Origin of the sequence: Chenggangzhangella methanolivorans, from assembly GCF_019797865.1 — a bacterium.
Taxonomy (GTDB): Bacteria; Pseudomonadota; Alphaproteobacteria; order Rhizobiales; family Methylopilaceae; genus Methylopila; species Methylopila methanolivorans.
The window spans coordinates 2274552-2300151 of sequence record NZ_CP081869.1 but is presented as its reverse complement, the minus strand read 5'-3'; the positions used below and the strand labels follow the sequence as shown (position 1 = coordinate 2300151).

28 protein-coding genes and 3 pseudogenes are annotated in these 25600 nt (G+C 69.0%); 15 read left to right on the top strand and 16 right to left on the bottom strand.

Features of this window, described 5'->3' with window-relative positions:
• Positions 1 to 108 precede the first annotated feature (108 nt).
• Positions 109 to 1272 carry a mechanosensitive ion channel family protein gene (locus tag K6K41_RS12040; protein WP_261405237.1) on the top strand — a complete coding sequence of 388 codons (1164 nt, stop codon included), beginning with the start codon at positions 109 to 111 and terminating at the stop codon, positions 1270 to 1272.
• A gap of 72 nt (positions 1273 to 1344) precedes the next feature.
• Here the strand turns inward: K6K41_RS12040 and K6K41_RS12035 are convergent, their stop codons facing one another.
• From K6K41_RS12035 to K6K41_RS12000, 8 genes and pseudogenes are all read right to left on the bottom strand, one after another.
• Positions 1345 to 1779 (bottom strand): hypothetical protein, encoded by a 435-nt coding sequence (locus K6K41_RS12035; protein WP_261405236.1) that lies wholly within the window; start codon positions 1777 to 1779, stop codon positions 1345 to 1347.
• A gap of 55 nt (positions 1780 to 1834) precedes the next feature.
• Positions 1835 to 2101, bottom strand: a complete 267-nt coding sequence (locus tag K6K41_RS12030; protein WP_261405235.1) for a hypothetical protein — start codon at positions 2099 to 2101, stop codon at positions 1835 to 1837.
• A 162-nt stretch (positions 2102 to 2263) separates the two neighbouring features.
• Positions 2264 to 3697 (bottom strand): homospermidine synthase, encoded by a 1434-nt coding sequence (locus K6K41_RS12025; protein WP_261405234.1) that lies wholly within the window; start codon positions 3695 to 3697, stop codon positions 2264 to 2266.
• 88 nt (positions 3698 to 3785) lie between these two features.
• Complete coding sequence (locus K6K41_RS12020) at positions 3786 to 4256, bottom strand: DoxX family protein (protein WP_261405233.1); 471 nt, start codon at positions 4254 to 4256, stop codon at positions 3786 to 3788.
• The gene (locus tag K6K41_RS12015) at positions 4253 to 4780 is read right to left on the bottom strand and encodes a hypothetical protein (RefSeq protein WP_261405917.1); all 528 of its coding nucleotides are present in this window, start codon (positions 4778 to 4780) and stop codon (positions 4253 to 4255) included. The genes K6K41_RS12020 and K6K41_RS12015 overlap by 4 nt, the downstream gene beginning before the upstream one ends.
• A gap of 24 nt (positions 4781 to 4804) precedes the next feature.
• Positions 4805 to 5031: pseudogene (locus K6K41_RS12010) on the bottom strand (HvfC/BufC N-terminal domain-containing protein); the annotation flags it as partial.
• Positions 5032 to 5035: 4 nt separating this feature from the next.
• Positions 5036 to 5885: pseudogene (gene bufB / locus K6K41_RS12005) on the bottom strand (MNIO family bufferin maturase).
• A 66-nt stretch (positions 5886 to 5951) separates the two neighbouring features.
• Entirely contained in the window at positions 5952 to 6242 is a 291-nt protein-coding gene (locus tag K6K41_RS12000) for a BufA1 family periplasmic bufferin-type metallophore (RefSeq protein WP_261405232.1), read from the bottom strand.
• A gap of 201 nt (positions 6243 to 6443) precedes the next feature.
• On the opposite strand from K6K41_RS12000, the pseudogene K6K41_RS11995 reads away from it, so the two are divergent.
• The 5 genes and pseudogenes from K6K41_RS11995 to K6K41_RS11975 all read left to right on the top strand — a co-directional run bounded on the left by K6K41_RS11995 (position 6444) and on the right by K6K41_RS11975 (position 8314).
• A pseudogene (locus K6K41_RS11995) lies at positions 6444 to 6963 on the top strand (sigma-70 family RNA polymerase sigma factor).
• The gene (locus tag K6K41_RS11990; RefSeq protein WP_261405231.1) at positions 6960 to 7085 is read left to right on the top strand and encodes a hypothetical protein; all 126 of its coding nucleotides are present in this window, start codon (positions 6960 to 6962) and stop codon (positions 7083 to 7085) included. The pseudogene K6K41_RS11995 and the gene K6K41_RS11990 overlap by 4 nt, the downstream one beginning before the upstream one ends.
• A gap of 37 nt (positions 7086 to 7122) precedes the next feature.
• Complete coding sequence (locus K6K41_RS11985) at positions 7123 to 7593, top strand: NrsF family protein (RefSeq protein ID WP_261405230.1); 471 nt, start codon at positions 7123 to 7125, stop codon at positions 7591 to 7593.
• Between the two features lie 158 nt (positions 7594 to 7751).
• Positions 7752 to 8150 (top strand): hypothetical protein, encoded by a 399-nt coding sequence (locus K6K41_RS11980; RefSeq protein ID WP_261405229.1) that lies wholly within the window; start codon positions 7752 to 7754, stop codon positions 8148 to 8150.
• Positions 8151 to 8179: 29 nt separating this feature from the next.
• Positions 8180 to 8314, top strand: a complete 135-nt coding sequence (locus K6K41_RS11975) for a hypothetical protein (RefSeq protein ID WP_261405228.1) — start codon at positions 8180 to 8182, stop codon at positions 8312 to 8314.
• Positions 8315 to 8392: 78 nt separating this feature from the next.
• Here the strand turns inward: K6K41_RS11975 and K6K41_RS11970 are convergent, their stop codons facing one another.
• The 5 genes from K6K41_RS11970 to K6K41_RS11950 form a co-directional block, all read right to left on the bottom strand.
• Complete coding sequence (locus K6K41_RS11970; protein ID WP_261405227.1) at positions 8393 to 8941, bottom strand: GNAT family N-acetyltransferase; 549 nt, start codon at positions 8939 to 8941, stop codon at positions 8393 to 8395.
• Between the two features lie 116 nt (positions 8942 to 9057).
• Positions 9058 to 10233, bottom strand: coding sequence for a type III PLP-dependent enzyme (locus K6K41_RS11965; protein ID WP_261405226.1), 1176 nt, complete (start codon positions 10231 to 10233; stop codon positions 9058 to 9060).
• Between the two features lie 588 nt (positions 10234 to 10821).
• A complete protein-coding gene (locus K6K41_RS11960; RefSeq protein ID WP_261405225.1) occupies positions 10822 to 11442 on the bottom strand; it encodes a biliverdin-producing heme oxygenase in 621 nt (206 codons plus the stop codon).
• 75 nt (positions 11443 to 11517) lie between these two features.
• Positions 11518 to 12345, bottom strand: a complete 828-nt coding sequence (locus K6K41_RS11955) for a calcium-binding protein (protein WP_261405224.1) — start codon at positions 12343 to 12345, stop codon at positions 11518 to 11520.
• 61 nt (positions 12346 to 12406) lie between these two features.
• Positions 12407 to 14527 carry a TonB-dependent hemoglobin/transferrin/lactoferrin family receptor gene (locus K6K41_RS11950; RefSeq protein ID WP_261405223.1) on the bottom strand — a complete coding sequence of 707 codons (2121 nt, stop codon included), beginning with the start codon at positions 14525 to 14527 and terminating at the stop codon, positions 12407 to 12409.
• Positions 14528 to 15191: 664 nt separating this feature from the next.
• Here K6K41_RS11950 and K6K41_RS11945 point away from each other — a divergent pair.
• The 5 genes from K6K41_RS11945 to K6K41_RS11925 all read left to right on the top strand — a co-directional run bounded on the left by K6K41_RS11945 (position 15192) and on the right by K6K41_RS11925 (position 19457).
• On the top strand, positions 15192 to 15317 hold the full coding sequence (locus K6K41_RS11945; protein ID WP_261405222.1) for a hypothetical protein: 126 nt from the start codon (positions 15192 to 15194) through the stop codon (positions 15315 to 15317).
• A 148-nt stretch (positions 15318 to 15465) separates the two neighbouring features.
• Positions 15466 to 17097: an OpgD/OpgG family glucan biosynthesis protein gene (locus K6K41_RS11940; RefSeq protein WP_261405221.1), complete on the top strand. Its 1632-nt coding sequence runs from the start codon at positions 15466 to 15468 to the stop codon at positions 17095 to 17097.
• 240 nt (positions 17098 to 17337) lie between these two features.
• Entirely contained in the window at positions 17338 to 18570 is a 1233-nt protein-coding gene (gene argJ / locus K6K41_RS11935; RefSeq protein ID WP_261405220.1) for a bifunctional glutamate N-acetyltransferase/amino-acid acetyltransferase ArgJ, read from the top strand.
• Between the two features lie 246 nt (positions 18571 to 18816).
• Positions 18817 to 19221, top strand: a complete 405-nt coding sequence (locus tag K6K41_RS11930; protein WP_261405219.1) for a (deoxy)nucleoside triphosphate pyrophosphohydrolase — start codon at positions 18817 to 18819, stop codon at positions 19219 to 19221.
• 38 nt (positions 19222 to 19259) lie between these two features.
• The gene (locus K6K41_RS11925; RefSeq protein WP_261405218.1) at positions 19260 to 19457 is read left to right on the top strand and encodes a Flp family type IVb pilin; all 198 of its coding nucleotides are present in this window, start codon (positions 19260 to 19262) and stop codon (positions 19455 to 19457) included.
• 10 nt (positions 19458 to 19467) lie between these two features.
• On the opposite strand, the gene K6K41_RS11920 is transcribed toward K6K41_RS11925, so the two are convergent.
• The 3 genes from K6K41_RS11920 to K6K41_RS11910 all read right to left on the bottom strand — a co-directional run bounded on the left by K6K41_RS11920 (position 19468) and on the right by K6K41_RS11910 (position 22831).
• Complete coding sequence (locus tag K6K41_RS11920; protein WP_261405217.1) at positions 19468 to 20517, bottom strand: DUF1963 domain-containing protein; 1050 nt, start codon at positions 20515 to 20517, stop codon at positions 19468 to 19470.
• A gap of 35 nt (positions 20518 to 20552) precedes the next feature.
• Entirely contained in the window at positions 20553 to 21431 is an 879-nt protein-coding gene (locus tag K6K41_RS11915) for a methyltransferase domain-containing protein (protein WP_261405216.1), read from the bottom strand.
• Between the two features lie 143 nt (positions 21432 to 21574).
• Positions 21575 to 22831, bottom strand: coding sequence for an SAM-dependent methyltransferase (locus K6K41_RS11910; protein ID WP_261405215.1), 1257 nt, complete (start codon positions 22829 to 22831; stop codon positions 21575 to 21577).
• Between the two features lie 74 nt (positions 22832 to 22905).
• Here K6K41_RS11910 and K6K41_RS11905 point away from each other — a divergent pair, with 74 nt between their 5' ends.
• From K6K41_RS11905 to K6K41_RS11890, 4 genes are all read left to right on the top strand, one after another.
• Entirely contained in the window at positions 22906 to 23691 is a 786-nt protein-coding gene (locus K6K41_RS11905; RefSeq protein ID WP_261405214.1) for a ComF family protein, read from the top strand.
• A gap of 129 nt (positions 23692 to 23820) precedes the next feature.
• Complete coding sequence (gene grxC, locus K6K41_RS11900) at positions 23821 to 24030, top strand: glutaredoxin 3 (RefSeq protein ID WP_261405714.1); 210 nt, start codon at positions 23821 to 23823, stop codon at positions 24028 to 24030.
• 189 nt (positions 24031 to 24219) lie between these two features.
• Positions 24220 to 25092 carry a carbon-nitrogen hydrolase family protein gene (locus tag K6K41_RS11895; RefSeq protein WP_261405213.1) on the top strand — a complete coding sequence of 291 codons (873 nt, stop codon included), beginning with the start codon at positions 24220 to 24222 and terminating at the stop codon, positions 25090 to 25092.
• Positions 25089 to 25544 carry a DUF1178 family protein gene (locus K6K41_RS11890; RefSeq protein WP_261405212.1) on the top strand — a complete coding sequence of 152 codons (456 nt, stop codon included), beginning with the start codon at positions 25089 to 25091 and terminating at the stop codon, positions 25542 to 25544. Before K6K41_RS11895 ends, K6K41_RS11890 begins: the two co-directional genes overlap by 4 nt.
• Positions 25545 to 25600 lie beyond the last annotated feature (56 nt).

Below are 25600 nucleotides of genomic sequence, written 5' to 3'. Positions count from 1 at the left end.
CTAAAATTTCTCGCTGCGGCGCACGCATTTTGTTCGCATCCGCGGGAACCCTCTGGAAGGGCGGTCCGTTCGCCCCCCATGCTGGAGGAAACACCGGGGATTTCCGCCATGGAGGATGTCGCGGCCGTCGTCGAGCAGGGCGCAGAGCAGCTGAACTGGCTGCCCGACTGGGCCGTGAGCCTCCTGCTGTTCGCCTGCGCGATCGCGATTCCGGTCGCGGTTCACGGCGCGATCTTCCGTCGCCTGCAGCGCAAGGTCGAGAACCGGTCGCTGTTCTGGCGCTCGCTGGTCCAGCGCACGCAGGGCCCGTCGCGGCTCGCGCTCCTGATCTTCACGCTCGGCGTCGCGATCGCGGCCGCGCCTCTGCCGGAGGTCGCCGTGGGGGCGCTGCGCCACGGCCTGCTGATCGCCACCATGGTGCTGATCGGCTGGACAGCGGTGACGGCGCTCCACATCTGGACCGTCGTCTACATGCGGCGTTTCAAGCTCGACGCCGAGGACAACCAGCTCGCCCGCAAGCACGCGACCCAGATCTCGATCCTAAAGCGCGCGGGCGTCACGCTCGCCTTCGTGGTGACGCTCGCGGCCGCGCTGATGACCTTCGACAGCGTCCGGCAATACGGCGTCTCGCTGCTGGCGTCGGCGGGCGCGGCGGGCCTCATCCTCGGCCTCGCGATGCAGCCGGTTCTGGCCAATCTCGTGGCCGGCATCCAGCTCGCCATCACCCAGCCGATCCGGCTCGAAGACGCCATCGTGGTCGAGAACGAATGGGGCTGGGTGGAGGAGATCACCAGCACGTACGTGGTCGTGCGCCTCTGGGACTGGCGGCGCCTGGTGCTGCCGCTCAGATACTTCATCGAGAACCCGTTTCAGAACTGGACCCGCGACGGCGCGTCGATCATCGGCACGGTGATGATCTATGTCGACCACTCGGCCCCGATCGCCGTGATGCGCGAGAAGCTCGAGGAGCTCGTCGCCGAAAGCCCGCTCTGGGACGGGCAGGTGGTCAATCTTCAGGTCTCCGACGCCAAGGAGTTCGTGATCGAGGTGCGCCTGCTGGTGTCGGCCGGCACCTCGCCCAAGGTCTGGGATCTGCGCTGCGAGATGCGCGAGAAGATGATCACGTGGCTGAACGCCGAACACCCTTACGCGCTGCCGCGCCACCGCGCGGACGTCAGCCACCGGGCCCCGGCGCCGGCGGCCGAGATGGAGACGCGCCCGGTGTTTCGGCAGCGCGTTCCGAAGCGCTCCGCGCAGCAGGAGCCGGCCTGAGGGGCTGAAAAACGTTCGGGCGGAGCGCCGGTCCGGCGCCCCGCCCGAGTCGATTTTTGGTCAAGACGATCGTCAGTCGAGCTTCTTGCAGGTTCCGTCGCCGATGAGCGTGTTGTCGTCGGAGGTGACGGTGAAGTTCAGGTCGCCGTCGGCCTTGTTGACGTGGACCATCCAGCCCGTGCCGCCTTCGACGCCCTGGATGATCTGGGCGTCGCCGACGACCGCGTAGGTCCCGATCGGTGTGATGTGCGGCAGCCCGTCGGCGGTGACGCTCGCGATGACGCGGCTTTCGAAGTTGACCAGCAAGCGGCCCGGCAGCTTCAGGTCGCCGAAGCTCTCGGTCTTCGAGCAGCCGCCCTCCTTGCAGAAATAGGCGGCCGCGATGGTGCAGTCCATCGGCCGGTTGTCGTCGTCGGCGGCCTGCGGGGCCGTGGGGGCCTGCGCGAAGGCGGGCTGGCCGAGCACGGCCGCGAGCGCGGCCGCGGCGAGGAATGTGGTGCGACGCATGTTTCAGGTTCTTCCCGAGATCGAGGTGTTGATCAGACGCGAGACGCGGCCGTCTTCAGTAGGGAACCGGGCAGGGCGGATAGGGCGGAGCGCCGCAATAGGACGGATAGGCCGGGGCCGCGTAATAGGCCGGGCCGCCGTAGTAGTACTTGACCCTCGGGCGGCGATTGGCGTCGGCGATCGCGGAGCCGACCACGGCGCCTGCAAGCAGGCCGCCGACGAGCGCGCCGCCGCGGCCGATGCGGGCTTCCGCGGGCTGGGTGGCGAGCGCTCCGGCGAGCGCCGTCGCGGCCGCGAGGCCAAGTGCAAGAGATCTTTTCATCGAAGGTCCCCCGATTGCTGTCGAATCACAGCGGGCGCGGAAGTCTACCGCCGGCGGATTTGCAGTCGCAAGTCCGGCCGGCGGTAAAAACCCCGAGATCGAAGGTCGGTTATTTTATGAAAATTCTATTTATTCGAGTCCGGAAGTATTCGCTGCGGGCGTTTAGCCCACAAAGAAGTTTCTGAACTGCCAGGGGTCGCTCTCGTCGATCTCCTCGGGGAACAAGCCAGGGCGGTTCTCGAGCGGCGTCCACTCGGTATAGTAGCCCTCGACCGGGCCGAGATAGGGCTTCTGGATCTCGAGGCAGCGCTTGAAGTCCATCTCGTCGGTCTCGACGATGCCTTCGTTCGGGTTCTCGAGCGCCCACACCATGCCGGCGAGGATCGCGGAGGTGACCTGAAGGCCGGTCGCGCTCTGATACGGCGCGAGCGACCGCGTCTCCTCGATCGACAATTGAGAGCCGTACCAGTACGCGCCCTTGGCGTGGCCGTAGAGCAGCACGCCGAGCTCGTCGATCCCGTCGACGATTTCGTCCTCGTCGAGCACGTGCAGGGTCTCCTGCGTCTTGCCCTCGGCGCCGAACAGCTCGTGCCACGACAGCACCGCGACGTCGGCCGGGTGGTAGGCGTAGTGGCAGGTCGGGCGATAGACGGCCTTGCCGTCCTCCCAGACGGTGAAGAAGTCCGAGATCGAGATCGACTCGTTGTGGGTCACGAGAAAGCCGTACTGGGGACCGGGCGTCGGGCACCAGGTGCGCACCTTCGTGGCGGCGCCCGGCTGCATCAGGTAGATGGCGGCCGCCTTCGGGTCCTCATGGGTCTTGGCGTTGGCCGGCGCCCACTTCTCATGCGTGCCCCAGCCGAGTTCGGCGGGCTGCAGGCCCTCCGAGATGAAGCCCTCGACCGACCAGGTGTTGAGGAACACGCCGCGGGGCTTGGGCTCGGCGGTGCGCTGGGTGTCGCGCTCGGCGATGTGCACGCCCTTGACGCCGATCTGGCGCATGAGGCCGGCCCACTCCTCGCGGGTCTTCGGCTCGGGCGCGTTGAGCTTGAGGTCGGAGGCGATGTTGAGCGCCGCCTGCTTGACGAAGAACGACACCATCCCGGGGTTCGCGCCGCAGGTCGACACGGCGGTCGGCAGGCCCTTGGGCGAGCGGCGGCGCAGGTCGAGCGTCATCTCGCGCAGCGCGTAGTTGGAGCGCTCGCTGGGGCCTTTGGTCTTGTCGAAATAGAAGCCGAGCCAGGGCTCGTTGACCGTGTCGATGTAGAGGCAGCCGAGCTCCTGGCAGAGCTCGATGAGGTCGGCGGAGCCGGTGTCCACGGAGAGGTTGACGCAGAAGCCCTGGCCCTCGCCCTTGGTGAGCAGCGGGGTCAGCAGCTCGCGATAGTTCTCCTTGGTGACGTGCTTCTGGATGAAGGGCACGCCGTATTCGTCGAGGATGTGCTTGTTGAGGTCGGACGGATCGATCGCGACGACCCGATCCTTGTCGAACTCGAAGTGGCGGTAGATCAGCGGAAGCGTGCCGCGGCCGATCGAGCCGAAGCCGATGATGACGATCGGGCCGGTGATCTTTCCATAGACGGGCCAATCGGTCATTCGCTCTCTCCTTCGGGTGTCGCTGCGTCGCGGCGCCGATAAACCCGAAAGAACGCGACGAATCAACGACAGCGCCTCGCGGGGCGGCTCAACGCCTCGCGAACAGCAGCCGATCGAGCGAGATCGCGCCCGGCCCGCGGGCGATCACATAGAGAAAGCAGGCGGCCCACACGCCGTGGGTCGGCCAGGCGTCGGGATAGACGAAGATCTCGATGACGAGCGTCATGGCGAGCAGCGCGAGCGCCGAGAGGCGGCTGGCGAGGCCGAGAACCAGCAGCATCGGGAACAGATGTTCGGCGATCGCCGCGCCATAGGCTGCGAGCGTCGGGTCTATCAGCGGCAGACGGTATTCGTCCTGGAACAGGAAGACGGCGCTGTCGGACAGGCCGAAGCCCGACACCTTGGTCTGGCCGGACTGCCAGAACACCGCGGCGGGAAAGATCCGGGCGGCGAGCGCCAGCGCCGAATGCGGGATGCGGTCGAGCAGGGCGACGAAACTCTCGGCGAGGCCGGAAAACCCGTGGCGGGGCCGGGCCTGAGCGGATGCGGCGTCGGTCATGGTTTGCTCCTGCGGCTTGGCCCCCGAAGCGCGGACGCAAGGCCCGCCTCGATGAGGCCGATGAGGTTTCGGGAAAGGTCGAAGTCTCGGGCGTCGGAAAGCGCCGTCTCGGCTGCGGCGTCGAGGGTCATGCCCTCGCCGAGCGCGCCAAGAAAGGCCGCGCCGCCGGGCGGAAGCCGCCGGACCACGACGTCGAGCGCCGGTCGGACGACGACGGCGTCCTCGGGCGCCCAGTCCTCGATCGGCCCGAGCTCCGCCTCGCCGGCGTTCATCGCCCAGATGGTCGCGACCGGATGGGACGAGCGGACGATCTCGACGCTCGGGTGAAGCGTGACGGCGATCCGGTCGAGCTTCGCGGGATCGAGCGCTGCGAAGGCGTCCGGTCCCAGCGGCTCGGCGTCGGCGGCGTGATAGGCGCGGGTGCGCGCCGCCTCGAGCCGCGCGACGTCGGCGAGATAGGGAAGCTCCTCCAGCCCCGGCGCCGCGGCGACGAAGTCCGGAAAGTCGTCGCCATAGGTCATCATGAGGGGCGAGCGGGGCGGGTGTTCCGCGACATAGGCGCGGGCGAGCTCCGCGAAGAACTCCTCGCCGACGATGCGGCCGACCGCGGGAACCGCGTTCCGATCGCGTTCGTGAGCGAGACCGTGACGTTGTTGCGGTAGACGGCGAAGCGCCGGATGGGCTCCGCGCCCGAAACCCGCGAGAGCGCGACCGGCGCCGGCGTCGCGGGATCGCGGAGCGCCTCGGCGAAGCGCAACTGGGTGAGGGCGGACATCGGCTCAGGCCGCCGGCCGGCGCGCGGCGCGCGCCAGAATCGCGTCGGCGCGATCGGCCTCGGCGCGCAGGATGGCCCAGGCGGGCACATCGTTGTCCCATTCGACCAGCGTCGGCGTGGGCCCGAGCCGCGCGACGACGTCGGCGTAGAGCGCCCAGACGGGGTCGACGACTTGCGCCCCATGCGCGTCGATCAGCAGCGGCGCGCCGGTCTCGTCTTCCTGCGCGTCATGGCCGCCGAGATGGATCTCGCCCACGGCGTGAAGCGGAAAGTCCGCGAGATAGCCTTGCGCCAAAAAGCCGTGGTTCGTGGCCGAGACGAACACGTTGTTGACGTCGAGCAGCCCGCAGCCGGTGGCGCCGGGCGATCTCGGCGAGGAACTCGGTCTCGGGAACGTCGCTTTCGGCGAAGGTCACATAGGTGGCCGGGTTCTCCAGCAACATCCTTCGTCCGAGCGCGTCCTGCGTCTCGTCCACATGAGCGCAGACGCGAGCGAGCGTCTCGGCCGTGTAGGGCAGAGGCAGGAGGTCGTTGAGGAAGGTTTCGCCGTGGCTCGACCAGGCGAGGTGCTCGGAAAAGCTCTCGGGCTCGTAGCGGTCGCAGAGCGTGCGGAGCCTTCTCAGGTGCTCTTTGTCGAGCGCGCTTGCGCCGCCGATCGAGAGCCCGACGCCGTGGATCGAGAGCGCATGGTCGCGCCGAAGGCGCGTCAGCATCGCGTGCGGCGGGCCGCCGGCGCCCATGTGGTTCTCGGCGTGGACCTCGAGAAAGCCCGAAAAGTCGTCGGCGAGAATGTCGGCGAAGTGCTGCGGCTTGAAGCCGAGGCCGGCGCAGGCCGGCAGGTGAGCCGAGGACATGGCGGCCTCCTTGCGATCAGGAAGAGGGCCGGGCGGCGGCCGTCCGGAGGCCGCCGCCCGAACGGGTCACATCTTGATCGGCTCGAGCGAGCCCATGCCCTTCGGCGTCTTCATCGCGACGCAGGAGCCCTTCGGCACCGCCTTCCAGGCGTTGCCCTGATAGTCGACCTTGGAGGTGCCGGCGCAGGTGGTGCCGGGGCCGGCGGCGCAGTCGTTCTGGCCCTTCATCGCGACGCCGTAGCACTTCTCCTTGCCGGCCATCTTGTCGTCGGCGGAGGCGGGGGCTGCGAGAGCGAGCGTCGAAAGCGCGGCGGCGAGCGAGCCCGCGAGGGCGACGTTGACGGTGCGACGGTTCATGGTGGTTCTCCCGTTGGCGAGCCGGACGCGGCTCGTGACAGGGACTTCGCGACCGGACGGCGCTTCGTTACGTCGATCACGCGTCCGTGCGGCGTCCGTCGCATTTTTTTTGCGGCCCCGCGTAACGTCCGGCCGCACGTCGCCGTAACGGCTGAACAGAGGGGTTGCGTGGGCGACAGGGAACGGGACTGGAGCGCGTGGATGACGTCCGCGCTGGCCGGCGACGCCGCCGCCTACCGCCGCCTGCTCGGCGCGCTCGCGCCGTTCCTGCGGGCGGTGGCGCGGTCGCGCGCAAGAGGCCTCGGGCTTGAACTGGCGGATGTCGAAGACGTGGTGCAGGAAACGCTGTTGGCGATCCATCTGAAGCGCGGAACCTGGGACTCGAGCCAGCCTGTCGGCCCGTGGGTCGCGGCGATCGCGCGCAACAAGATGATCGACGCCGCCCGCCGCCGCGGCCGGCGCGTCAGCCCTGCCGATCGACGATTTCTCCGAGACGCTCGCGGCCGAAGAGCCGGAGCAGGGGCTCTCCGAGCGCGAGGCCGACCGGCTGCTCGAGGTGCTTCCGGGCAAGCAGCGCGAGGTGGTGCGGGCGATCACGGTCGAGGGCGCGGACACCGCCGAGGCCGCGACGCGCCTCGGCATGAGCGAGGGAGCGGTGCGGGTCGCGCTGCATCGCGGGCTCGCCAGCCTCTCGAAGGCCTATCGGAGTTTCCGCGAATGAAGACCGAGGATCTCATCTCCGCGATCGCGTCGGACGCCGCCTCTTCCCCGCGGCGGCTCCGTCCCGCCTTCTGGGCGGCGCTTGGTCTTGCGGCGCTCGCCGCCGGGCGCTGTTCTCCGTGACGCTTCACGTCCGGCCGTCGACGGGGCGCTCGGCACGGTGCGCTTTCCGCTCAAATTCGCGCTCGTCGGGTGCTTTGCGGCGGCCGCGGGCTTCGCGGCGCTTCGCCTCGGGCGGCCGGGCGCGGATGCGAGGCCGGTTCGCGTCGCGCTCGCGCTCGCCGCCGGGGCGCTCCTCGCCGCGGTCGTGGTCGAGCTCGTCGCGACGCCGATGGGCGGCTGGACGACGAAGATCGTCGGCCGGAACTGGCTGCTCTGCCTCGCCAGCATCCCGATGCTGTCGGCCGGGCCGCTCGCCATCCTGATGGTCGCGCTGAGGCGCGGCGCGCCCGATCGTCCGGCTGCGCTCGGCGCCGCGGCGGGGCTGCTCGCCGGAACGGTCGGGGCGCTGTTCTACGGGGCGCATTGCGTCGACGACAGTCCGCTGTTCGTCGCCGCCTGGTATTCGCTGGCGATCGCCGCCATAGCGGCGGTCGGAGGCGCGATCGGCTCCCGGCTTTTACGCTGGTGACTTGCGGCGTCACTGTGCCGAAGCGGGATTCTCGGAACCTTTCTAATTAACCAAAGATTTAACTTAAGCGTTCTTCACCCTGCTCATTCATGGCGCGGGCGTCTGCGCTGCGTTACGCAAAGCTCGACGGCGCGCAACGCAGTCGGGGAGCATCGGGCATGTATCGGACGGCGATGACGTTGGGCTTGGCTGTCGCGGTCGGCCTGGGAGGCGTGTCGAGCGCCAACGCCGGACTTCTCGACTTCCTGTTCGGCTGGGCCAAGCGCCCTCCGGCCGCCCCCGTCGCCGCCGCGCCGCATCCGGACCTGACGCTGAGCCCGGCCAAGCCGCGTCGGACGGCGCGCGCCAAGCCGAAGACGCCTCGGGCGCCTGTCCAGATCAGCCCCAAGGACATGCTGGCCCGCACCATCGACCCGGCCAAGAACCCGAACTGGTATCTCGAGGATCCGACGCTTCGCCGCGGCGACATCCTCGTGCTGAGCGACCGGGTGCTGGTGTTCAAGGGCGGCCCGATCGGCGTCGCACAGAACTACGCGGCGCTGTCGAACACCTTCTGACCCGCAAGGAGCGGCTGGAGGTGGCGCTGATGACCGGCCACGCCTACGACCCGCCCGATGCTCGCGAACAACGGGCCGCGTCAGCCGAGCCTGCTGAAATCCGCGAGCCTGACCGCGCCGGCGCTGCCGCCGATGCTGGGGCGGCGCGCACGCCGCGGACCTGATCGGGCGTCGCGAACCCTTAAACGAAAAAAGCCCGCAGGCGCGCCTGCGGGCTTTTTTCTTCTCGTGACGCTCTCGCGTCAGGCCGCGATCGGGCGAGCCTCGACAGGGGCGGCCTTCGGCGCGAAGCGGATCGCGCCGGTCGCGCGCACGTCGCCCTTCGCGCCGTCGAGCGCGCCCTCGGCGAGCTCGAGCGCCAGGAAGCGCTCGCGCTCGACAGGGCCCGGCATCGCGAGCTCCTCGGTCGCCTCGGGACGGAAGCCGAAGCGCTCGTAATAGGCCGCGTCGCCCACGAGGATTACGGCCTCATGGCCGAGCTCCGCGGCCCGCGCCAGGCCGGCCCGCATCAGCGTCGAGCCGACGCCGCCCTCGCGGGCGTCCGACTCGACCGCGAGCGGTCCAAGCATGAGCGCGGGCCGCGTCGAACCGATCGACACGTGCCAGAAGCGCAGCGTGCCGATCATCCGGCCGGTCTCGTCCACCGCCTTGAGCGCAAGGCCACGCGCGGGCAGACGGCCCTCGCGCAGACGCTCGCAGGTCTTGGTGAAACGAGCCGAGCCGAAGGCGCGGTCGAGCAGGTTCTCGCGGGCCGCGGCGTCGCCGGCGGCCTCGTCCAGGACAATGGTCATGAAACCCTCCTTCAGGGGGTCAGACGACCTTGCGGGTCATTGTCGTGAGAAGAGCGATCCCCGAAACGTCGGGGATCTTCGGTTCCGTCGGCGATCCCCGGAGGGATCGTCTGGCCTCAGATCACCACCGAGGCCAGCGGCGCGAAGCCGTTGAACGCCACCGCCGCGTACGTCGTGGTGTACGCGCCCGTCGCCTCGATCAGCACCTTGTCGCCGATCGAGAGGCTGATCGGCAGCGGATAGGCGTTCTTCTCGTACATCACGTCGGCCGAATCGCAGGTCGGGCCGGCGAGCACGCACGGGGAGGTCGCCTCGCCGTCATGGGCGGTGCGGATCGGGTAGCGGATCGCCTCGTCCATCGTCTCGGCGAGGCCGCCGAACTTGCCGATGTCGAGATAGACCCAGCGGATCTCGTCCTCGGCCTGCGACTTCTTCGAGACGAGGATAACCTCGGCCTCGATGACGCCGGCGTTGCCCACCATGCCGCGACCCGGCTCGATGATGGTCTCGGGGATGCGGTTGCCGAAGTGGGCGCGCAGGGCCTCGAAGATCGAGTTCCCGTAGGCTTCCACCGCCGGGATGTCCTTCAGGTAGCGGGTCGCGAAGCCGCCGCCGAGATTGACCATCGCGAGCGAGATGCCGCGACGCTCGCACTCGCGGAAGATCTCCGCGGCCGAGGCCAGCGCCTGGTCCCAGGCGCCATTGTTCTGCTGCGAGCCGACGTGGAACGACACGCCATAGGCCACGAGGCCGCGGCGATGGGCGTGCTCGAGCACGTCCGCGGCCATCTCGGGCACGCAGCCGAACTTGCGCGACAGCGGCCACTCGGCGCCAGCGCCGTCGGCCAGGATGCGGCAGAACACGCGGGCGCCGGGCGCGGCGCGCTCGATCTTCTCGACTTCCTCGAAGCAGTCGACCGCGAACAGGCGAACCCCACGCGAGAAGGCGGCCGCGACGTCGCGCTCCTTCTTGATGGTGTTGCCGAAGGAGATGCGGTCGGGGCTGACGCCGGTGGCGAGCGCCATGTCGATCTCGACCACGGACGCGCAGTCGAAGCACGAGCCGAGGTCGGCCAGCAGCTGGAGGATCTCGGGCGCCGGGTTCGCCTTCACGGCGTAGAACACGCGGGTGTCCGGCAGCGCGCGGGCGAACTTCAGGTAGTTGTCGCGCACGATCTCGCTGTCCACGACCAGCAGCGGGCCGTCGGCCTGCGCGGTCTTGAGGAAGTTGCGGATGCGGCCGTTGTCGAGGGCGTCGAGATGGAGGTCATAGCGGCAGTCCCCAAAGCACAAGTGTGTCCGGATGGATTGGCGCTGCCCGTTCCCGCGCGCTTTGGAGACGCGCAGGTTCAGAGTTTGCGTCGTTCCGTGGCCCGCGACCTTGTGAAGGGTCACGAACCTTCGATCACGCCGTAGTCACGACAGCTCCGCGGACGTCATGTCCGGGATCTCGAAACCGTCGCCACGCTTGGATTGGGATGACCCGCTCCGCGCGCCCGGCAAGGAAGTAGTCGCCTCTTTAGTGTCGCCGGCCTTTGGACGAGCCGGCAGAGACCAAAAAAGCCCTCTACGTCGATGCTTCACGTCGCGTCCGCCACCGGAGAGGTGACTTAAAGCCGGTTGGAATTTCCGGCCATCGGGTTGCCCGGCGGGGAGTTCCCGCCTACCCGACACACGACACAGGCACGCGTTCATTGGGCAGGCGTGGAAATAAGGGCGTTCGACCCTCCACGCAAGAAAAACCTGAGCTTTGTGACAGGGTTTTTTATGACCGAAACGTTAACGTCGGCCGTGGCCGCTGAGCGTCTTGGGGCTCCGGCGGGCGAAGGCCTCCGCGCGCGGCGCGGAGGCTGTCATCGAAGGTGTTCCAGAGGTCGTCGGTCAGCGCCCGGACAGGGTCTCTTCGGCGATCGCGCGCACGCGGCCGAAGGCTGCGACGGCCGCGGCTTCGGCGCGGGCGTCCTCCTCCGGAGTGAGCTCGGCGGCGTTGAGCGCCTCGACGAAGCGGCGCCAGTGCAGGCCGCGACCCTCGGGGTGGGCGGCGAGGTGGCGCGCGCCGGAGGTCTCGTCGAAGCCGAGCTTCTGCGCGGCCTTGAACAGGAACGCGGCCCCCAGGCTCGATCCTTCGGCGACGTAGAGCCAGCCGAGCGCCGCCGGGACGTCGCGCGGATCGACTGAGGACGCCCCGAGCGCGGGACGCTCCGCGCCGACGGCGGCGAGGTCGAGGTCGATTTCCGCGAGCTTCGCCCGAACGGCGAGTTCGGGAACGAGCGCGCCGAGCGCGCCGTCGCTGTAGAGCGGCGCGATCTCGGCGTGGAAGCGGCGCTGCATCCGCAGGAAGAGCGCGTAGCGCTCCGGGCTCGAGAACAGGTCCGCGCCCATCATGCGCCCGTCGAGCGCCTCATGAAGCTCGTGGGTCGCGCCCTTCAGGCGCTCCGCGCGGGTCGGCGGCGGCGGAGGAGGAGCGGAGACGTCGGCCGGAGCGGCCTGGAGATCGGTCATCGCAAGAGAGCCCTTCTAGAAAAGAAAGCGCGCGGCGGCCGGAGGACCGGCGCCGCGCGCATCGTCGCCCGGTTATCAGGCGAACAGGAAGTCGCCCTGGTGCAGGTCTTCGAGACCGACGCCCTCGAGGGTGATCGAGTGCTTGGAGCCGAGTTCGATCACGACGTCGCCGTCGCCGTTCACCGAAGCCGAGTCAAGCATGTCCTGGAAGTCGTCGAACTGGCCGCCGACGAAGGAGATCACGTCCTTGCCGTTGCCGAAGTCGGTGATGACGTCGTGGCCCTGCTTGGCGTCGAACGTGAAGGTGTCGGCGCCCTTGCCGCCGGTGAGCACGTCCGCGCCCTTGCCGCCGATCAGTTCGTCGGAGCCCTTGCCGCCGTTCAGGACGTCCGCGCCCTTGCCGCCGTCGATGACGTCGTCGCCCTTGAAGCCCTTGAACGCGTCGGCCTTGCCGCTGCCCTCGAAGTTGAGGTCGGCGCTCTTGAGCAGGGAGAGCAGGACGTCGGTGTTGCCGCCCATCAAGTCGAGGACGAGCTTGTTGACGATGCCGTCGCCGCCGACGCTCTCGAGGTCGAGGCCGCTGAGCAGCAGGTCGCTGTCGGTGTCGAAGTCGCCGCCGCCGAGGTCGGTGACGCCGGTGCCGAAGTCGAGGCTGTCGATGGTGCCGCCCACGGTGTGGGTGAGGAAGTCATAGGCGAGGTCGCCGGCGTCGCCCGAACCGATGATGAACGCCTGGCCGTCGGCGATCGGAGGCGCGCTGCCTTCGCCCGACCACAGCGCGTATTCGTCGCCGCTCAGGCCGTCGCTGAACGCGCCGCGGCCGGCCGCCTCGAAGTTCGCGGCGAAGTCGGCGAGATAGGCGTTGAAGTCGACGCCCCCCGAAACCTTAATGTCGATGGCCATTGGTAGTCCTCCTCGATGTCCCGGATCATCCGGAACCAAGGACGTGCCGAGGCCTTCGCGCTCAGAAGCGCGCGGAAGCCCCGACGGTGAAGGTGCGGCCCGGCGAGGGAGACAGAGCGGAGCTCATCGCCTCGACATAGGCGACGTTCCGGATGTTCTCGACCGACGCGCGGACGGTGAAAGTGTCGTTGAACTTGTAGGACGCGTAGGCGTCGAGCAGCGTGTAGCGCTTGTACTGATAAGTGCCGAACGCGCCGAGATTGTCCTCGGGGACGACGTTCGTGGCGCGCCCGCCGACCGTCAGCTTGCGATCGAGGAAGCGCAGTCCGCCGTCGAGCGAGAGCTTGCGCTTGGGCGGCAGATAGATGTTCGTCAGGAAGCCGGTCGCGTCGTCCGGCAGATCGTAGTCGTCGCCGTACCGGCCGTTCAGGAACGAGGCGGCGCCGCCGACATAGAACGACCCGGCGTCGTAGTTCGCCTCGGCGTCGAAGCCCTTCAGCCGCGTCTTGTCCTTGAGGTTCACGGCGGTGTTGAGCCGGAAACCCTCATAGGCCGCGAGCGTGATGAAGTTCCGCACGTCCGTCGTGTAGACCGCGAGCTTGGCGCGGAACGCGTCGCCCTCCGCCAGGACGCCGTCATATTTGAGGTTGAGCCCGGCTTCCCAGGTCTCGGAGAGCTCCGGCTTCAGGTCGGGATTGGGCACGCTGAAGATGCCGCCGCCGATGTGCTGGCCGCCGATGAGGGCCTCCATCAGGTTCGGCGGGCGGTAGCCTTGCTTGTATGACGCGTAGACCTGCGCGCCCGTGACCGGCGTGATCGCAACCGTCGCAGTCGGCGAGAAGCGCCCGCCGGACTTGTCGACGGCGACCGGCACGCCGTTGGAGATCCCGTCGAACCTCACCGTGTCGCCGGTCATGTCGTAACGGTCGTAGCGGCCGCCGGCGATGATCTGCAGGAACTGGCCGTGATTCAGCTCGAGATTGGTGAAGACGCCGCCGACGCCGCGCTTGCCGACGGGGTTCGAGCCGTAGAACCACGACCCGTCCGGGTTGTCGGTCGGGTCCGCGCCGAACGAGGCGGTGGTGGTCTTGTCCCGGAAATACTCGCCGCCATAGGTCCAGGCGGCGTCGAACATTGGAACGCTGAAGCGGGTGACGTTGCTGAGCGACGCGCCGATCGTGTCGATGCCGTAGTCGACGTCGAAGGCCCCGTAGGTGGTCCGGGCCGGGCGATGCTGCGCGTTCTCGGTGCGGGTGAAGTAGACCTTGGCGTTGAGGTCGGCCGCGCCGTCGGCCGGGGCCCACCGATAGTCGGCGATCACGTTGTGGGTCGTGACCTTGTTGGTGTCGGTGTATTGGCCGTCGCCGGTGCCGAACTTTGCGTCGACGCCCGTGTAGGTCAGCTTGACCTGCTGGTCGTCGGCGACGTCGGCGCGGGCCTTCAGCAGCCACGACCACTGGTCCTGCGTGGTGAATTCGGCGGGTTCGCCCGCGCCTGAATAGACCAGCTCGCCGCGCGTGCCGGCCTTGTACTCGCCGAGCTTCTTGCGCCCGACGCCGGCCACGACCTCGAAGGCGTCGCCGATCTTGGTCGCGGCCGCGAGGCTCCCGTTGAAGTCGAAGGCGTTGGAGCCGGTCGTCGCGTTGACGCGCGCGCCCCAGTCCTTGCCGTCGGTCGCGAGGTCCTCGAACTCCAGCGTGCGGAACGTCACGACGCCGCCGATGACGCCGGCGCCGCCTGCGGTCGAGGTCGGACCCTTCTCGATCTCGATGCGGCTCAGAAGTTCGGGATCGAGATAAACGAGCGACGTCGCGCCGTGGCCGGACTGCTGGAAGTTCTGCCGCGCGCCGTCGATCGACATGTTCACGCGGCCCTGGTCCTGCAGGCCGCGGATGTTGACGTTCACGCCGGGATTCTGGCGGTCCATCACCGCGTCGACGCCGGCGACGCCGCGGAACAGGTCGGCGGCGTTTCGCGCCCCGCCGCGCGCCTCGATCGCCTCCCGGCCGATCTCGGCGACGCTCGCCGGCGTTTCGTAGATCGCGTCGGACGCGCCCTGCCAGCCGCGCAGCATCTGGCCGACGACGTCGATGCCGTCGAGCGCGACGGCGCCGTCTTCGGCCGGCGCAGGCTCGCTCGCCTGCGCATGCGCCGCTGTCGAAACGCCTGAGGCGACCAGCAAGCCGGCCGTCAGAACGCACGTCTTCGCCGCGGCGGACGCATGGCTCCGCCGCGCGCCCCCGATCCACACGGTCGCGCCTCAATGCTCACAACTGAAGGGGCCGGACGGGCGCGTTCCTGCGCTCCATCCGGCGTCAGGGTGTTAGCACGGCGCTCACGCGGCGCCAATAAGGCATTGATCTGACACAATAAATTCGAATTAGGATTATTCCATCTCAAAATGTCGGCCAAGTCGCCTCAATTTCATGGACCGAGTCTGGCGCGCCAGACGCCAGTCCGGGCGCGCGCGTCGAGCCCTGACGCGAACGTGTGCAAGACCGCAAGCAAGATCATGGATTTGCGCCTCGCGCGGAAAGCGAGGCCGCGACCGTCGCCGCGCGACCCACGACTGTGGGGCGGTTCGAATCGGCGTCGGCCGGGACGCGCCTTTTTCTGTGGCCGATCGGCAACGATCGGTCCCTTCCGGACCCTCGCGATCGCCCAAATTAGACCGCATTTGCTTTCGGAAACGCTCAATTTCGAACGGTTGCGTTTACGCCGCTCGCCAAGGCGCCAAATTTCGGCCGCGTGGAAACCCAATGGGCGGTTTCGCGTTCATGGAGGGATTGTTAGGGATCGCGGCCGCATCTTGCGTCGCCTGAATGTGAGCATTGAGCCTGAAACCGATGCGTGTCGCCATCTTCGTCTCGTCGATCCTCTTTGTCGTCGCCGGCGCCGCCGCGCTGCCGCCGTCCGCGCCCGCCAAGGCCACCGGCGTCCAGTTCCACGCTCAGGACGCTTACGGCCGCTGAGCCGACGGCCGCCGCGGCCGTTAACGCTCGCGTCTTCCGCAAAAGGTCATCGCCTCAATCGTCGTCCCTCGTTGCGGCTCCGCTTCCGGAGCGCATATGAGTGCGCGCGGACGTATCCGCGCCCCGACGACGACATGCGAGCCAGACGATGACCTCACGCCGCCTGCCCGACCTTGCCTCCGTCGCGACGCTCGACCGCCGGACGTTGATGCGTCTCGGCCTTGCGGCGCAGGCGGCGTTGGCGTTGGGGCCGCAGGCGTTCGCGCAAGGAAAGGCCGACGACCTCAAGTTCGGCCCGGCCGAGCCGTTCAGCTACGACATCCTGAAGAAGCTCGCGAAGGATCTGGCCGCCAAGCCTTACGTCGAGCCGGCCAAGCCCGACCTCGAGGTCGTCAAGCGCATCGACTATGACGCCCACGGCAAGCTGAAATACCTGCCCGAGCACGCGCTCTACGCAAACGCGCCGGGCGCCTATCCCATCACCTTCATGCATGTCGGCCAGTTCTTCCCGAAGACGGTGCGCATGCACGCCGTCGCGGACGGCAAGGCGCGCGAGGTTCTCTACGACCAGTCGCTGTTCGACATGCCGGCCGACAGCGTGGCCAAGACGCTGAAGGACCAGCCCTCCGCCTTCGCCGGCTTCTGGATCCGCGAGGCCAAGGACGAGGTGACGCCGAAGGGCGACTGGAAGACCCGCGAGCCCTTCGCGACCTTCCTCGGCGCCTCCTACTTCCGCGCCATCGGCGACAAGGGCCAGGTCGGCATGTCGGCGCGCGGCGTCGCGCTATTCCCGCAGCCGGGCGCGAACGAGGAGTTTCCGGACTTCATCGGCTTCTGGTTCGAGCCGGCGATGAAGGACGGCGAGCCCGTCACGGTCTATGCGCTGCTCGACGGCCCCTCGATCGCAGGCGCCTACCGCTTCCTCATCAGCCGCACCGGCGGCACGCTGATGGACATCGAGGCCGAGATCACGCTGCGCAAGCCCGTCGACCGGGTGGGTCTCGCCGCGCTCACCTCGATGTACTGGTTCTCCGAGACCGCGAAGCCCTACCTCATCGACTGGCGCCCCGAGGTCCATGACTCCGACGGCCTGGCGATGTGGACCGGCTCGGGCGAGCGCATCTGGCGCCCGCTCAACAATCCGCCCCGCATCATGACCTCGACCTTCTCGGACGAGAACCCGCGCGGCTTCGGCCTGCTTCAGCGCGACCGCCTCTACGGCAATTACGAGGACGGTGTGAAGTATCAGGACCGGCCCTCGACCTGGGTCGAGCCGGTGGGCGACTGGGGCAAGGGCGCGGTGCAGCTCGTGGAGCTGCCGACCGACGACGAGATCCACGACAACATCGTGGCCTACTGGATTCCGGAGAAGCCGTACCAGCCCGGCAAGACCGCCAAGCTCGCCTACAAGCTCTACTGGCAGGACGACGAACCCCATCCCGGCGCGCTCGCCAAATGCGTCGCGACGCGGCTTGGCCGCGGCGGCCAGCCGGGCCTGCCGCGCCCCATGGGCGTGCGCAAGTTCCTCGTCGAATTCCTCGGCGGGCCGCTGAAGGACATTCCTTTCGGTCAGAAGGTCGAGGCGGTGCTCTCGACCTCGCGCGGGACGTTCTCCTACATCTTCACCGAGGCCGTCCCGAGCGACGTTCCCGGCCACTGGCGCGCGCAGTTCGATCTCACCGTGCAGGGACCGGAGCCGGTGGAGCTGCGCTGCTACCTCAAGGCCGGCGACGAGGTGCTGAGCGAGACCTGGCTCTACCAATACCACCCGCCGGCGTGAGGGACGCTTTCTCCCCTCCCCCTTGTGGGGAGGGGCCGGGGGTGGGGGTGGTTCCGGAGAGGGTGGCGCCGGCGACGGCGCTCTACGCGCGACATTCGCGTTCCATTCTGAGCCACCCCCACCCTTACCCTCCCCACAAGGGGGAGGGGGCGTACACGTCGCGCCCGCCGCCCCCGCGTTCCAATCGTCATGCGAAGCCTGTAAGCGTCGCGAATCGTCCCGCGAGGAGCCAACCGCCCGATGTCGACCGCCGTCTCGCCGCTCGCCCCGAAATCTCTGCCGACGCTTCCGCCGGTGCGAGGCGTGAGGCTTGCGACCGCCGAGGCCGGCATCCGCTACAAGGGCCGCACCGACGTGCTGCTGGCGGCCTTCGACGAGGGCACGACGGTCGCGGGCGTCTTCACCAAGTCCCGCTGCCCCTCCGCGCCGGTCGAATGGTGCCGCGAGCGCCTCTCCGGCGGTTCGATCCGGGCGCTGGTGGTCAATTCGGGCAACGCCAACGCCTTCACGGGCAAGAACGGCCGCGCCTCGACCAAGCTGACGGCCGAGACCACGGCCAAGGCCGCGGGCTGTTCGGAAGGCGAGATCTTCCTGTCTTCCACCGGCGTCATCGGCGAGCCGCTCGACGCGACGAAGTTTTCCGGCGTCATGGACGGCCTCGTGGCGAACGGTTCGGAGGACGCCTGGGAGGCGGCCGCCCGCGCCATCATGACGACCGACACCTTCCCGAAGCTCGCCACCCGAACGGCCGAGATCGGCGGCGTGACGGTGACGCTGAACGGCATCGCCAAGGGCGCAGGGATGATCGCGCCCGACATGGCGACGATGCTGTCCTATGTGGCGACCGACGCGGCGATCGCCGCGCCCGCGCTGCAGGCGGCGCTCTCGGACGCGGTCGAGCGCTCGTTCAACTGCGTGACGATCGACGGCGACACCTCGACTTCCGACACGCTGATGGCCTTCGCCACGGGCAAGGCGGGCAACGCGACCGTGACGGACGCAGCCGATCCGGCCTTCGCGGCGTTTCGCTCGGCGCTTGAGGATCTTCTCATCGAACTCGCCCAGCTCGTCGCCCGCGACGGCGAGGGGGCGCGCAAGTTCGTCACCGTCGAGGTCGCCGGCGCCGAGAGCGACCTGTCGGCGCGGAGGATCGCGATGTCGATCGCCAATTCGCCGCTGGTGAAGACCGCGGTGGCCGGCGAGGACGCCAATTGGGGCCGGGTGGTCGCGGCCGTCGGCAAGGCCGGCGAGCCGGCCGACCGCGACCTGCTGACGATCAGCTTCGGCGACATCCGCGTGGCCCATCAGGGCGAGCGCGATCCGGCCTACGACGAGGCTGTGACCTCGGCCTACATGAAGAACGAAGAGATCACGATCGCGGTCGACATCGGCCTCGGCTCCGGAAAGGCGCGGGTGTGGACCTGCGATCTCACCGAGGGCTACATCCAGATCAACGCGGACTACCGGTCTTAAAGGTCGCTGGTTCTGGCGAACTGCGTGCTTCGAGACGCCCGGCTCTGGCCGGGCTCCTCAGCATGAGAGGCGTCGCGCGCGCCCGAAAACGCAGACTTCAGCTCAAACGTCCCTCATGCCGAGGAGCCTGCCCTTGCAGGCGTCTCGAAGCACGCAGTCCGTCTCCTCAGCTCCAAACGGCTCCTGAATCATGACGACTTCGCAACGCCTTATTAAGTCTTTGGGCGGCATCGTGGGGGCGCGGTCGTGACCTTCAGGCTCGTCCTCGTCGTCGCCTGCGCCCTCGTCGATCCGGACGGCCGCGTGCTCATCGCGCAACGGCCCGAAGGCAAGGCGCTGGCCGGGCTTTGGGAGTTTCCCGGCGGCAAGGTGGAGCCGGGCGAACGGCCGGAGCAGACCTTGATCCGGGAACTAGCCGAAGAGCTCGGCGTCGCGGTCGAGGAGCCCTGTCTCGCCCCGCTGACCTTCGCAAGCCACGCCTACGACGACTTCCATCTCCTGATGCCGCTGTATGTGTGCCGGCGCTGGGAAGGGACCGTCACCGGCCGCGAGGGCCAGGCGTTTCGCTGGGTGCGGCCCGACAGGCTCCGCGACTTTCCGATGCCGCCGGCCGACGAGCCGCTGATCGCGCATCTCGTCGACCTGCTCTGACGGCCGGCTCCCGCGACGGCGCGCCGGGGGACGTGACGATGAGCGAAGAGAAGAAGCCGAGGACCGGCTTCCGCAAGCTCCGGGCATTCTTGCGCGACGAGCGCGGCGCGACGTCGATCGAATACGCCATGATCGCGGTCGGCATCTCGATCGCGGTGGCGGCCGTCGTGTTCGGCGTCGGCACGTCGTTGAAGGTCGGCTTCTACGACAAGATGAACGCGGCGGTGACGAACTAGCCGTCGAGCCTCAGGTCTGCTGGTAGACCGCGACGACGCGGTCGAAGCGCCGCGCCGCGAGGTCGTCCTTGCGGATCACGAAGAACACCGTGCCTTCCGTGAACCTCGCCTGCATCCAGTCGCCGACGTCGGCCTGGAGCAGGAGCGTCCAGTCGCGCGCGGCGGCTTCGATCTCGGCGCGACGGCTGCGCCATTCCTCGCGCTCGAGATGCTGCTTGCCGAACGTCGTCACGACGACGGCGTCATAGCGGGGGTCGTCCTGCTCGGGCTGCGGCGCGCCGAGCAGCTGCTGGCGCCGCCACTTCTCGTCCGTATAGCCGTCGTGATTCTCCTCGATCGCGGCCTCGTAGGCCTCCAGCGCCTCGTTTTCGCCGCCCGTCACGGAGCGCGCCGCTTCGAAGATCTCCGGCAGGGCCGAAACCTCGATCGAGGCGACGCTCGGCAGCCTGAGCGTCGTCTGCAGCCGCATCGGACGGCCGGGCGCGTCATAGGCGCTGCCGCCTTTGCGCGCGGCCTCGACGTCGTCGTCGAACTCTTGCGCGAGCTTCACCCGCTCGGCCCGGTCGGCGTCGGCCGCTTCCTTGAGGTCGGCCGGCGGCGCGAGCCTCGCCAGCTGGTCGGGGGTCTTGTCCCAGATCACGCGCGCGACCCGCGAGCCGGTGTCCCACGGACCGATCGAGACATCGTAGAAGAACAGCAGCCGCCCCTCGGACGGCAGCGCCGAGGCGACCGGCCCGAGCCTGGCCGCCTCGCCGAGGTCGACCTGCGCGAAAAAGGCGTAAGGCAGGTTCCTGGCGAAATGCTCGAGCATCTCCTTGCCGGCGTCCGGCGAGCCGCGCTTGGCGATCGCCTCCGGGTCTTCCGCCGCCGCGGGGCGCGGCCATTCGGCGCCTGGGCCCATGTCGGGCGCGCCGCCGATGCGCGAACCGCCCAGAACGGCTGCGCCCGGAACCGGCGCGAACACGATCGCGGGGACGAGCGCCGAGACCACGCGCTCGAGCCGCGGCGGGTCGAAATGAGCGGCCAGAGCCTCGCGGGCGTGCGGAACGTCGTCGAACATCTCGTCGGGGCTCCCGGTCGTTGCGGTTCAGGCGTTCAGTCGTCCTTGGGCGGTCGCAGCGCATCGGCGAGGCGCGCCTTGGCGGAGCCGGGCTTCAGCGGCTGCTGCTGGCTGGCGTGCGGCGCCCAGCCCGAGGCCCAGACGATCTCGAAGGTCGCGCGCACCCGGCCGTCCGCGTCGGCGAAGCGTTCTGCGTAGACCTCTAGCGCGCGGGCGAGCGTGGCGCGCTTCAAAGGTCGGCGATTGCGCTCGACGAGCGCGTTGGTCGCGCCCCAGGCGCGAAGGTCCTGCATCAGGCCGATCGGCGAGCCGTAGCGCACCGTGACCTTGTCGACGTCGGTCACGGGGAGCGCGAGTCCGGCCCGCTGGAGCAGCGCGCCGACCGCCCGGACATCCGCGAAGGGCATGACGCGGGGACTGAGGCCTCCGTCGATCTCGGCCTCGGCGGCCGCGAAGGACTGGCGCAGCTCGGTCAGCGTGTCGCCCCCCAGAAGAGCCACGAGGAACAGCCCGTCGGGCCGAAGCAGCCGCCGGACCTGCGCGAACACGCCCGGCAGGTCGTCGGCGAACTGCAGCGCGAGGCCCGAGACGACGAGATCGAAGCTCTCGGCCGCGAGCGGAATCGCCTGCGGGTCGGCGACGAGATCGCCGCCGTCGCCCGCCTCGAACGCGGCGCGGACAACGCGTTCTGCGCCAGGGCGGGCGCGAAGGGCGTCGGCGATCGCCGCTCCGGGGCTTGCGAGATCGAGGGCGCGCGGAAAAGGCCGAAGCGTCGCGGCGAGGCGGTCGGCCATGTCTTCGGCGACGCGGGCGGTCAGGAAGTCGGGCCCGCCTCCGGCCGCCCGCGTGCGCCGGCGGGCCGCGGCGAAGGCCGCGCGGTCGAGGAGACGCGGGACGTCGGGGGAGGTGGTCAAAGCAGCGCCCTAAGAGCGCGAACCACCGCCGTCATCCCGGCCGAAGAGCCGGGATCCAGAACCGACGGCGCGGCCGAACTCTCCAAACGGCGTCGGTTCTGGATCCCGGGACAAGCCCGGGATGGCGGCCTGCGCATCATTCGTCAGCCCGCAAGCGCCTGCGCGCCGCCCGGCCGGGACGCTTGCCCGGCCTCGAGCCGCTTCTCCGCCTCGACCATGTAGTCGCGGGCGAGCGGCAGGGCGTCGACGTCGCGGGTCATCTGGATCTGGAAGACCATGTGCTTGCCGTAGCGGAACGAGAACTCGCTGATGAGGAGGTAGAACTCCCACATCCGGCAGAAACGCTCGCCCAGCATCGCAGCCGCCTTGTCGCGGTTGGCGGCGAAGCGCCCGCCCCAGGCCAGGCACGTCTCGGCGTAGTGCATGCGCCAGATCTCGACGTCGGTGACCCAGAGCTTGGACTGCTCGATCGCGGGCAGCGTCTCCGACAGCGCCGGCGCGTAGCCGCCGGGGAAGATGTATTTGCGGACCCAGGCGCCGGTCGAGCCCGGCCCGCCCTTGCGGCCGATCGAGTGCAGCAGCGCGACGCCGTCGGGCTTGAGGAGCGAACGGACCTTCTGGAAGAACTCCGGAATGTTCTTCAGCCCCACATGCTCGAACATGCCGACCGAGACGATGCGGTCGAACGGCCCCTCCACCTCGCGGTAGTCGCGGAGCTCAAACGTCACCCGGTCCGACAGCCCGCGCTCGGCGGCGCGCTGCGTCGCAAGCGCGTGCTGTTCGGTCGAGAGCGTGACGCCCAGAACCTCGACCCCGCAGTTTTCCGCGAGATAGATCGCCATCGAGCCCCAGCCGGAGCCGATGTCGAGCACGCGCTGCCCGGGCTTCAGGTCGAGCTTCGAAGCGATGTGGCGGAGCTTGGCCGTCTGCGCCTCGTCGAGGCTCATCTCCGGCCGGGCGAAATAGGCGCAGGAGTAGTTCATCCCCTCGTCGAGGAAGAGCCGGTACATCTCGTTCGAGAGGTCGTAATGGGCCTCGACGTTCTTCTTCGAGCGGATCGCGTCGTTCTTCGGCAGCCAGGCGCGGGCGCGCTTGGTCCAGGCGCGCAGGTTCTTCTGCACCGGCGTCGCCCGCAGGTTCTTGCGGTTGAGCGCATAGAGGGTGAGCAGGTCGCGCAGCGTTCCCTGCTCGAGCGTGAGCGTGCCGTCCATATAGGCCTCGCCCGTCTTCATCTCCGGATTGAGGAAGAGCTGATGATGGAGCTTGGCGTCGTGCAGCTTGATCGTGACCTCGGGCCCCGGCTGCTCGCCTTTCAGCACATGCGCCCGGCCGGCCGCGTCCAGGATGGTCAGCGACCCCATCTGGACGAAGCGCCCGAGCATGACGTTGACGATCTCCATTGACGTCTCCCGGCGTTCACGCGGACAGTCTTCGCGCACACCCTTTAGACCAGCCGGAGCGCGGTTTCGATCCCATGGGCGCAATCGAGGAGGCGGAACGAGCGGGCTTCGCGTCGCGCCTCGCCGGGGCGGCGCGGCTCGTCGGCCGCGCGGCCCGTGGCGTTCTCGACCTCGCGCTGCCGCCGCAATGCCTCGCCTGCGAGAAGCCGGTGACCCAGGCCGGCGGCCTCTGCGTCGCCTGCTGGGGCGCGCTGAAGCCAATCGAGCGGCCCTATTGCGAGCGGCTCGGCACGCCGTTTCCCGCCGATTTCGGCCCGGGCCTGCTGTCGCCCGCCGCCATCGCCAAGCCCCCGGCCTTCGACCGCGCGCGGGCGGTCGCGCGCTTCGACGGGACGGCGCGCGAACTTGTCCATCGCCTGAAATACGCCGACGGCGTTCATCTGGCGAAGCCGCTCGGCGCGATGATGGCGCGGGCCGGCCATGAGCTGCTTGGCGAGGGCGCGCTCCTCGTGCCGGTGCCGCTTCATCGCGGCCGGCTGTGGAGCCGGCGCTTCAACCAGTCGGCGCTGCTCGCCCGCTCGGTCGCGCGGATCTCGGGAGCGGAGCTGAAGGTCGACGCGATCGAGCGCGTGAAGGCGACGCGGCCGCAGGTGGGGCTGACCGCGTCCCAGCGCGCCGACAATCTCGCAGGCGCGTTTCGCGTCGCCGACGCGGCGGTCATCGCGGGGCGTCGGATCGTTCTGGTGGACGACGTCGTGACCACCGGCGCGACCGTCGACAGGCTGGCGCGCCTGCTGCGGCGCGCCCGCGCGGCCTCCGTCGACGTGCTGACTTTCGCCGTGGTTGTGAAGGAGGCGTGAGCCTCTATATCCTGACGCCTCCGCGCAATTTCGCTCGTGGTGGACGACGTCGTCCACCGCCGCCGTCGCGCCGCCGCCGTGACGATCTACAGCCATCGGACTGCCCCTTCGGACTGCCCCTACTGCCACATGGCCAAGGATCTGCTGCGCCGGAAGGGCGTCGCCTTCGAGGAGATCGACGTCGGCCGAGAGCCCGAGCGTCGGCCCGAGATGATCGAGCGCGCCGGCGGCCGGATGACGGTCCCGCAGATCTTCATCGACGGCGCCCATGTCGGCGGCTGCGACGACCTCCACGCGCTCGACCGCGCCGGCGGCCTCGATCCCCTGCTCGCGGCATGAAGGAGTTTCTTGCGATCAAGGCGCGACGTCTCCGCCCCCTCCCCCTTGTGGGGAGGGTAAGGGTGGGGGTGGTCCCGAATGGGGTGATGAAGGTCGGCGTAGAGCGGCGTCGCTCGCCGAGCCTTTTTCTGAACCACCCCCCCTCCCCACAAGGGGGAGGGGAGAGAGCGTCGCCTCCAGAGACCGCTCATGACCGAAAGAAAGTTCGTCGCGGCCTGCGTCCAGATGCGGTCCGGCAAGACCGTGTCGGCCAATGTCGACACGGTGGTCCGGCTCGCCCGCGAGGCCAAGGACGGCGGGGCGGCTTACGTCCAGACGCCCGAGATGACCAACGTGCTGGTGCGTTCGCGCGACGAGCTGTTCGACGTCATCCTGCCCGAGGAGGTCGATCCTGCGCTGGCGGCCTTCCAGGAGCTCGCCCGCGCGCTCGGGATCTGGCTCCATCTCGGCTCGCTTGCGATCCGGCTCGAGGGCGAGCGCGCGGCCAACCGCGCCTTCGTGATCGATCCCGACGGAGACGTCACGGCGCGCTACGACAAGATCCACATGTTCGACGTCGACCTGCCGAACGGCGAGAGCTGGCGCGAATCGCAGACCTATCGGCCGGGCGAGCAGGCGGTGGTCGCGGAGCTCCCCTGGGGCGGGCTTGGCCTGACCATCTGCTACGACGTCCGCTTTCCCACGCTTCACCGCGCGCTCGCCGAGCACGGCGCCGAGGTGATCGCCTCGCCGGCGGCGTTCACGAAGCAGACCGGCGAGGCGCACTGGAACATCCTGCTGCGCGCCCGGGCGATCGAGACCGGCTCCTTCGTGGTGGCGGCGGCGCAGGGCGGAAAGCACGAGGACGGCCGCGAGACCTTCGGCCATTCGCTGATCGTCGATCCGTGGGGGCGCGTGCTCGCCGAGGGCGGCGAGGCGCCCGGCGTGGTGCTGGCCGAGATAGATCTCGACAAATCGCCCGACATTCGGCGAAAGATCCCTTCGCTCGAGAACGGTCGCCGCTTCGGCGTGGCGCCGGCCCAGAGCACCCCCACGGTTCTGCGAGACGTCGCCTCCTCATGATCCGCTATGATTTGCGCTGTGGAGCCGGCCACGGCTTCGACGGCTGGTTCCGCTCGTCCGACGACTTCGACGCGCAAGGCGCTCGCGGCCTGCTGTCCTGTCCGGCCTGCGGCTCGGCCGAAGTCGAGAAGGCGTTGATGGCGCCGGCCGTCCGGCTGACGTCGGCGACGCCGGCCGAAACGCCTGCGCCCGCCGAAGAGACGCGGCCCGTCGCCCTCGTCGACGAACGCGAGACCAAGCTCCGCTCGCTGTTGAAGGAGCTTCGCGCCCACGTCACGGCGAACTCCGAAGACGTCGGCGACCGCTTCGCCGAGGTCGCGCGGCAGATGCACGCGGAGGAGGTCGAGAAGCGCTCCGTCCACGGCCGCGCCAGCGCCGACGACGCGCGGGCGCTCGCCGAGGAGGGCATCGAGATCCACCCGCTTCCGGGCTTTCCCGACGATCTGAACTGAGGGCTGCGCGGCCGGACTTTTGCGGCGCCGTCTCTCGACGTCGTGCGACCGAACCT

Bases quoted from the DNA above. Each gene is read 5' to 3' on its own strand.
- K6K41_RS12040 (WP_261405237.1), top strand. From the start codon at position 109: ATGGAGGATGTCGCGGCCGTCGTCGAGCAGGGCGCAGAGCAGCTGAAC.
- K6K41_RS12035 (WP_261405236.1), bottom strand. From the start codon at position 1,779: ATGCGTCGCACCACATTCCTCGCCGCGGCCGCGCTCGCGGCCGTGCTC.
- K6K41_RS12030 (WP_261405235.1), bottom strand. From the start codon at position 2,101: ATGAAAAGATCTCTTGCACTTGGCCTCGCGGCCGCGACGGCGCTCGCC.
- K6K41_RS12025 (WP_261405234.1), bottom strand. From the start codon at position 3,697: ATGACCGATTGGCCCGTCTATGGAAAGATCACCGGCCCGATCGTCATC.
- K6K41_RS12020 (WP_261405233.1), bottom strand. From the start codon at position 4,256: ATGACCGACGCCGCATCCGCTCAGGCCCGGCCCCGCCACGGGTTTTCC.
- K6K41_RS12015 (WP_261405917.1), bottom strand. From the start codon at position 4,780: ATGATGACCTATGGCGACGACTTTCCGGACTTCGTCGCCGCGGCGCCG.
- K6K41_RS12000 (WP_261405232.1), bottom strand. From the start codon at position 6,242: ATGAACCGTCGCACCGTCAACGTCGCCCTCGCGGGCTCGCTCGCCGCC.
- K6K41_RS11990 (WP_261405231.1), top strand. From the start codon at position 6,960: ATGAAGACCGAGGATCTCATCTCCGCGATCGCGTCGGACGCCGCCTCT.
- K6K41_RS11980 (WP_261405229.1), top strand. From the start codon at position 7,752: ATGTATCGGACGGCGATGACGTTGGGCTTGGCTGTCGCGGTCGGCCTG.
- K6K41_RS11975 (WP_261405228.1), top strand. From the start codon at position 8,180: ATGACCGGCCACGCCTACGACCCGCCCGATGCTCGCGAACAACGGGCC.
- K6K41_RS11970 (WP_261405227.1), bottom strand. From the start codon at position 8,941: ATGACCATTGTCCTGGACGAGGCCGCCGGCGACGCCGCGGCCCGCGAG.
- K6K41_RS11960 (WP_261405225.1), bottom strand. From the start codon at position 11,442: ATGACCGATCTCCAGGCCGCTCCGGCCGACGTCTCCGCTCCTCCTCCG.
- K6K41_RS11955 (WP_261405224.1), bottom strand. From the start codon at position 12,345: ATGGCCATCGACATTAAGGTTTCGGGGGGCGTCGACTTCAACGCCTAT.
- K6K41_RS11945 (WP_261405222.1), top strand. From the start codon at position 15,192: ATGCGTGTCGCCATCTTCGTCTCGTCGATCCTCTTTGTCGTCGCCGGC.
- K6K41_RS11940 (WP_261405221.1), top strand. From the start codon at position 15,466: ATGACCTCACGCCGCCTGCCCGACCTTGCCTCCGTCGCGACGCTCGAC.
- argJ (WP_261405220.1), top strand. From the start codon at position 17,338: ATGTCGACCGCCGTCTCGCCGCTCGCCCCGAAATCTCTGCCGACGCTT.
- K6K41_RS11925 (WP_261405218.1), top strand. From the start codon at position 19,260: ATGAGCGAAGAGAAGAAGCCGAGGACCGGCTTCCGCAAGCTCCGGGCA.
- K6K41_RS11920 (WP_261405217.1), bottom strand. From the start codon at position 20,517: ATGTTCGACGACGTTCCGCACGCCCGCGAGGCTCTGGCCGCTCATTTC.
- K6K41_RS11910 (WP_261405215.1), bottom strand. From the start codon at position 22,831: ATGGAGATCGTCAACGTCATGCTCGGGCGCTTCGTCCAGATGGGGTCG.
- K6K41_RS11905 (WP_261405214.1), top strand. From the start codon at position 22,906: ATGGGCGCAATCGAGGAGGCGGAACGAGCGGGCTTCGCGTCGCGCCTC.
- grxC (WP_261405714.1), top strand. From the start codon at position 23,821: ATGGCCAAGGATCTGCTGCGCCGGAAGGGCGTCGCCTTCGAGGAGATC.
- K6K41_RS11895 (WP_261405213.1), top strand. From the start codon at position 24,220: ATGACCGAAAGAAAGTTCGTCGCGGCCTGCGTCCAGATGCGGTCCGGC.
- K6K41_RS11890 (WP_261405212.1), top strand. From the start codon at position 25,089: ATGATCCGCTATGATTTGCGCTGTGGAGCCGGCCACGGCTTCGACGGC.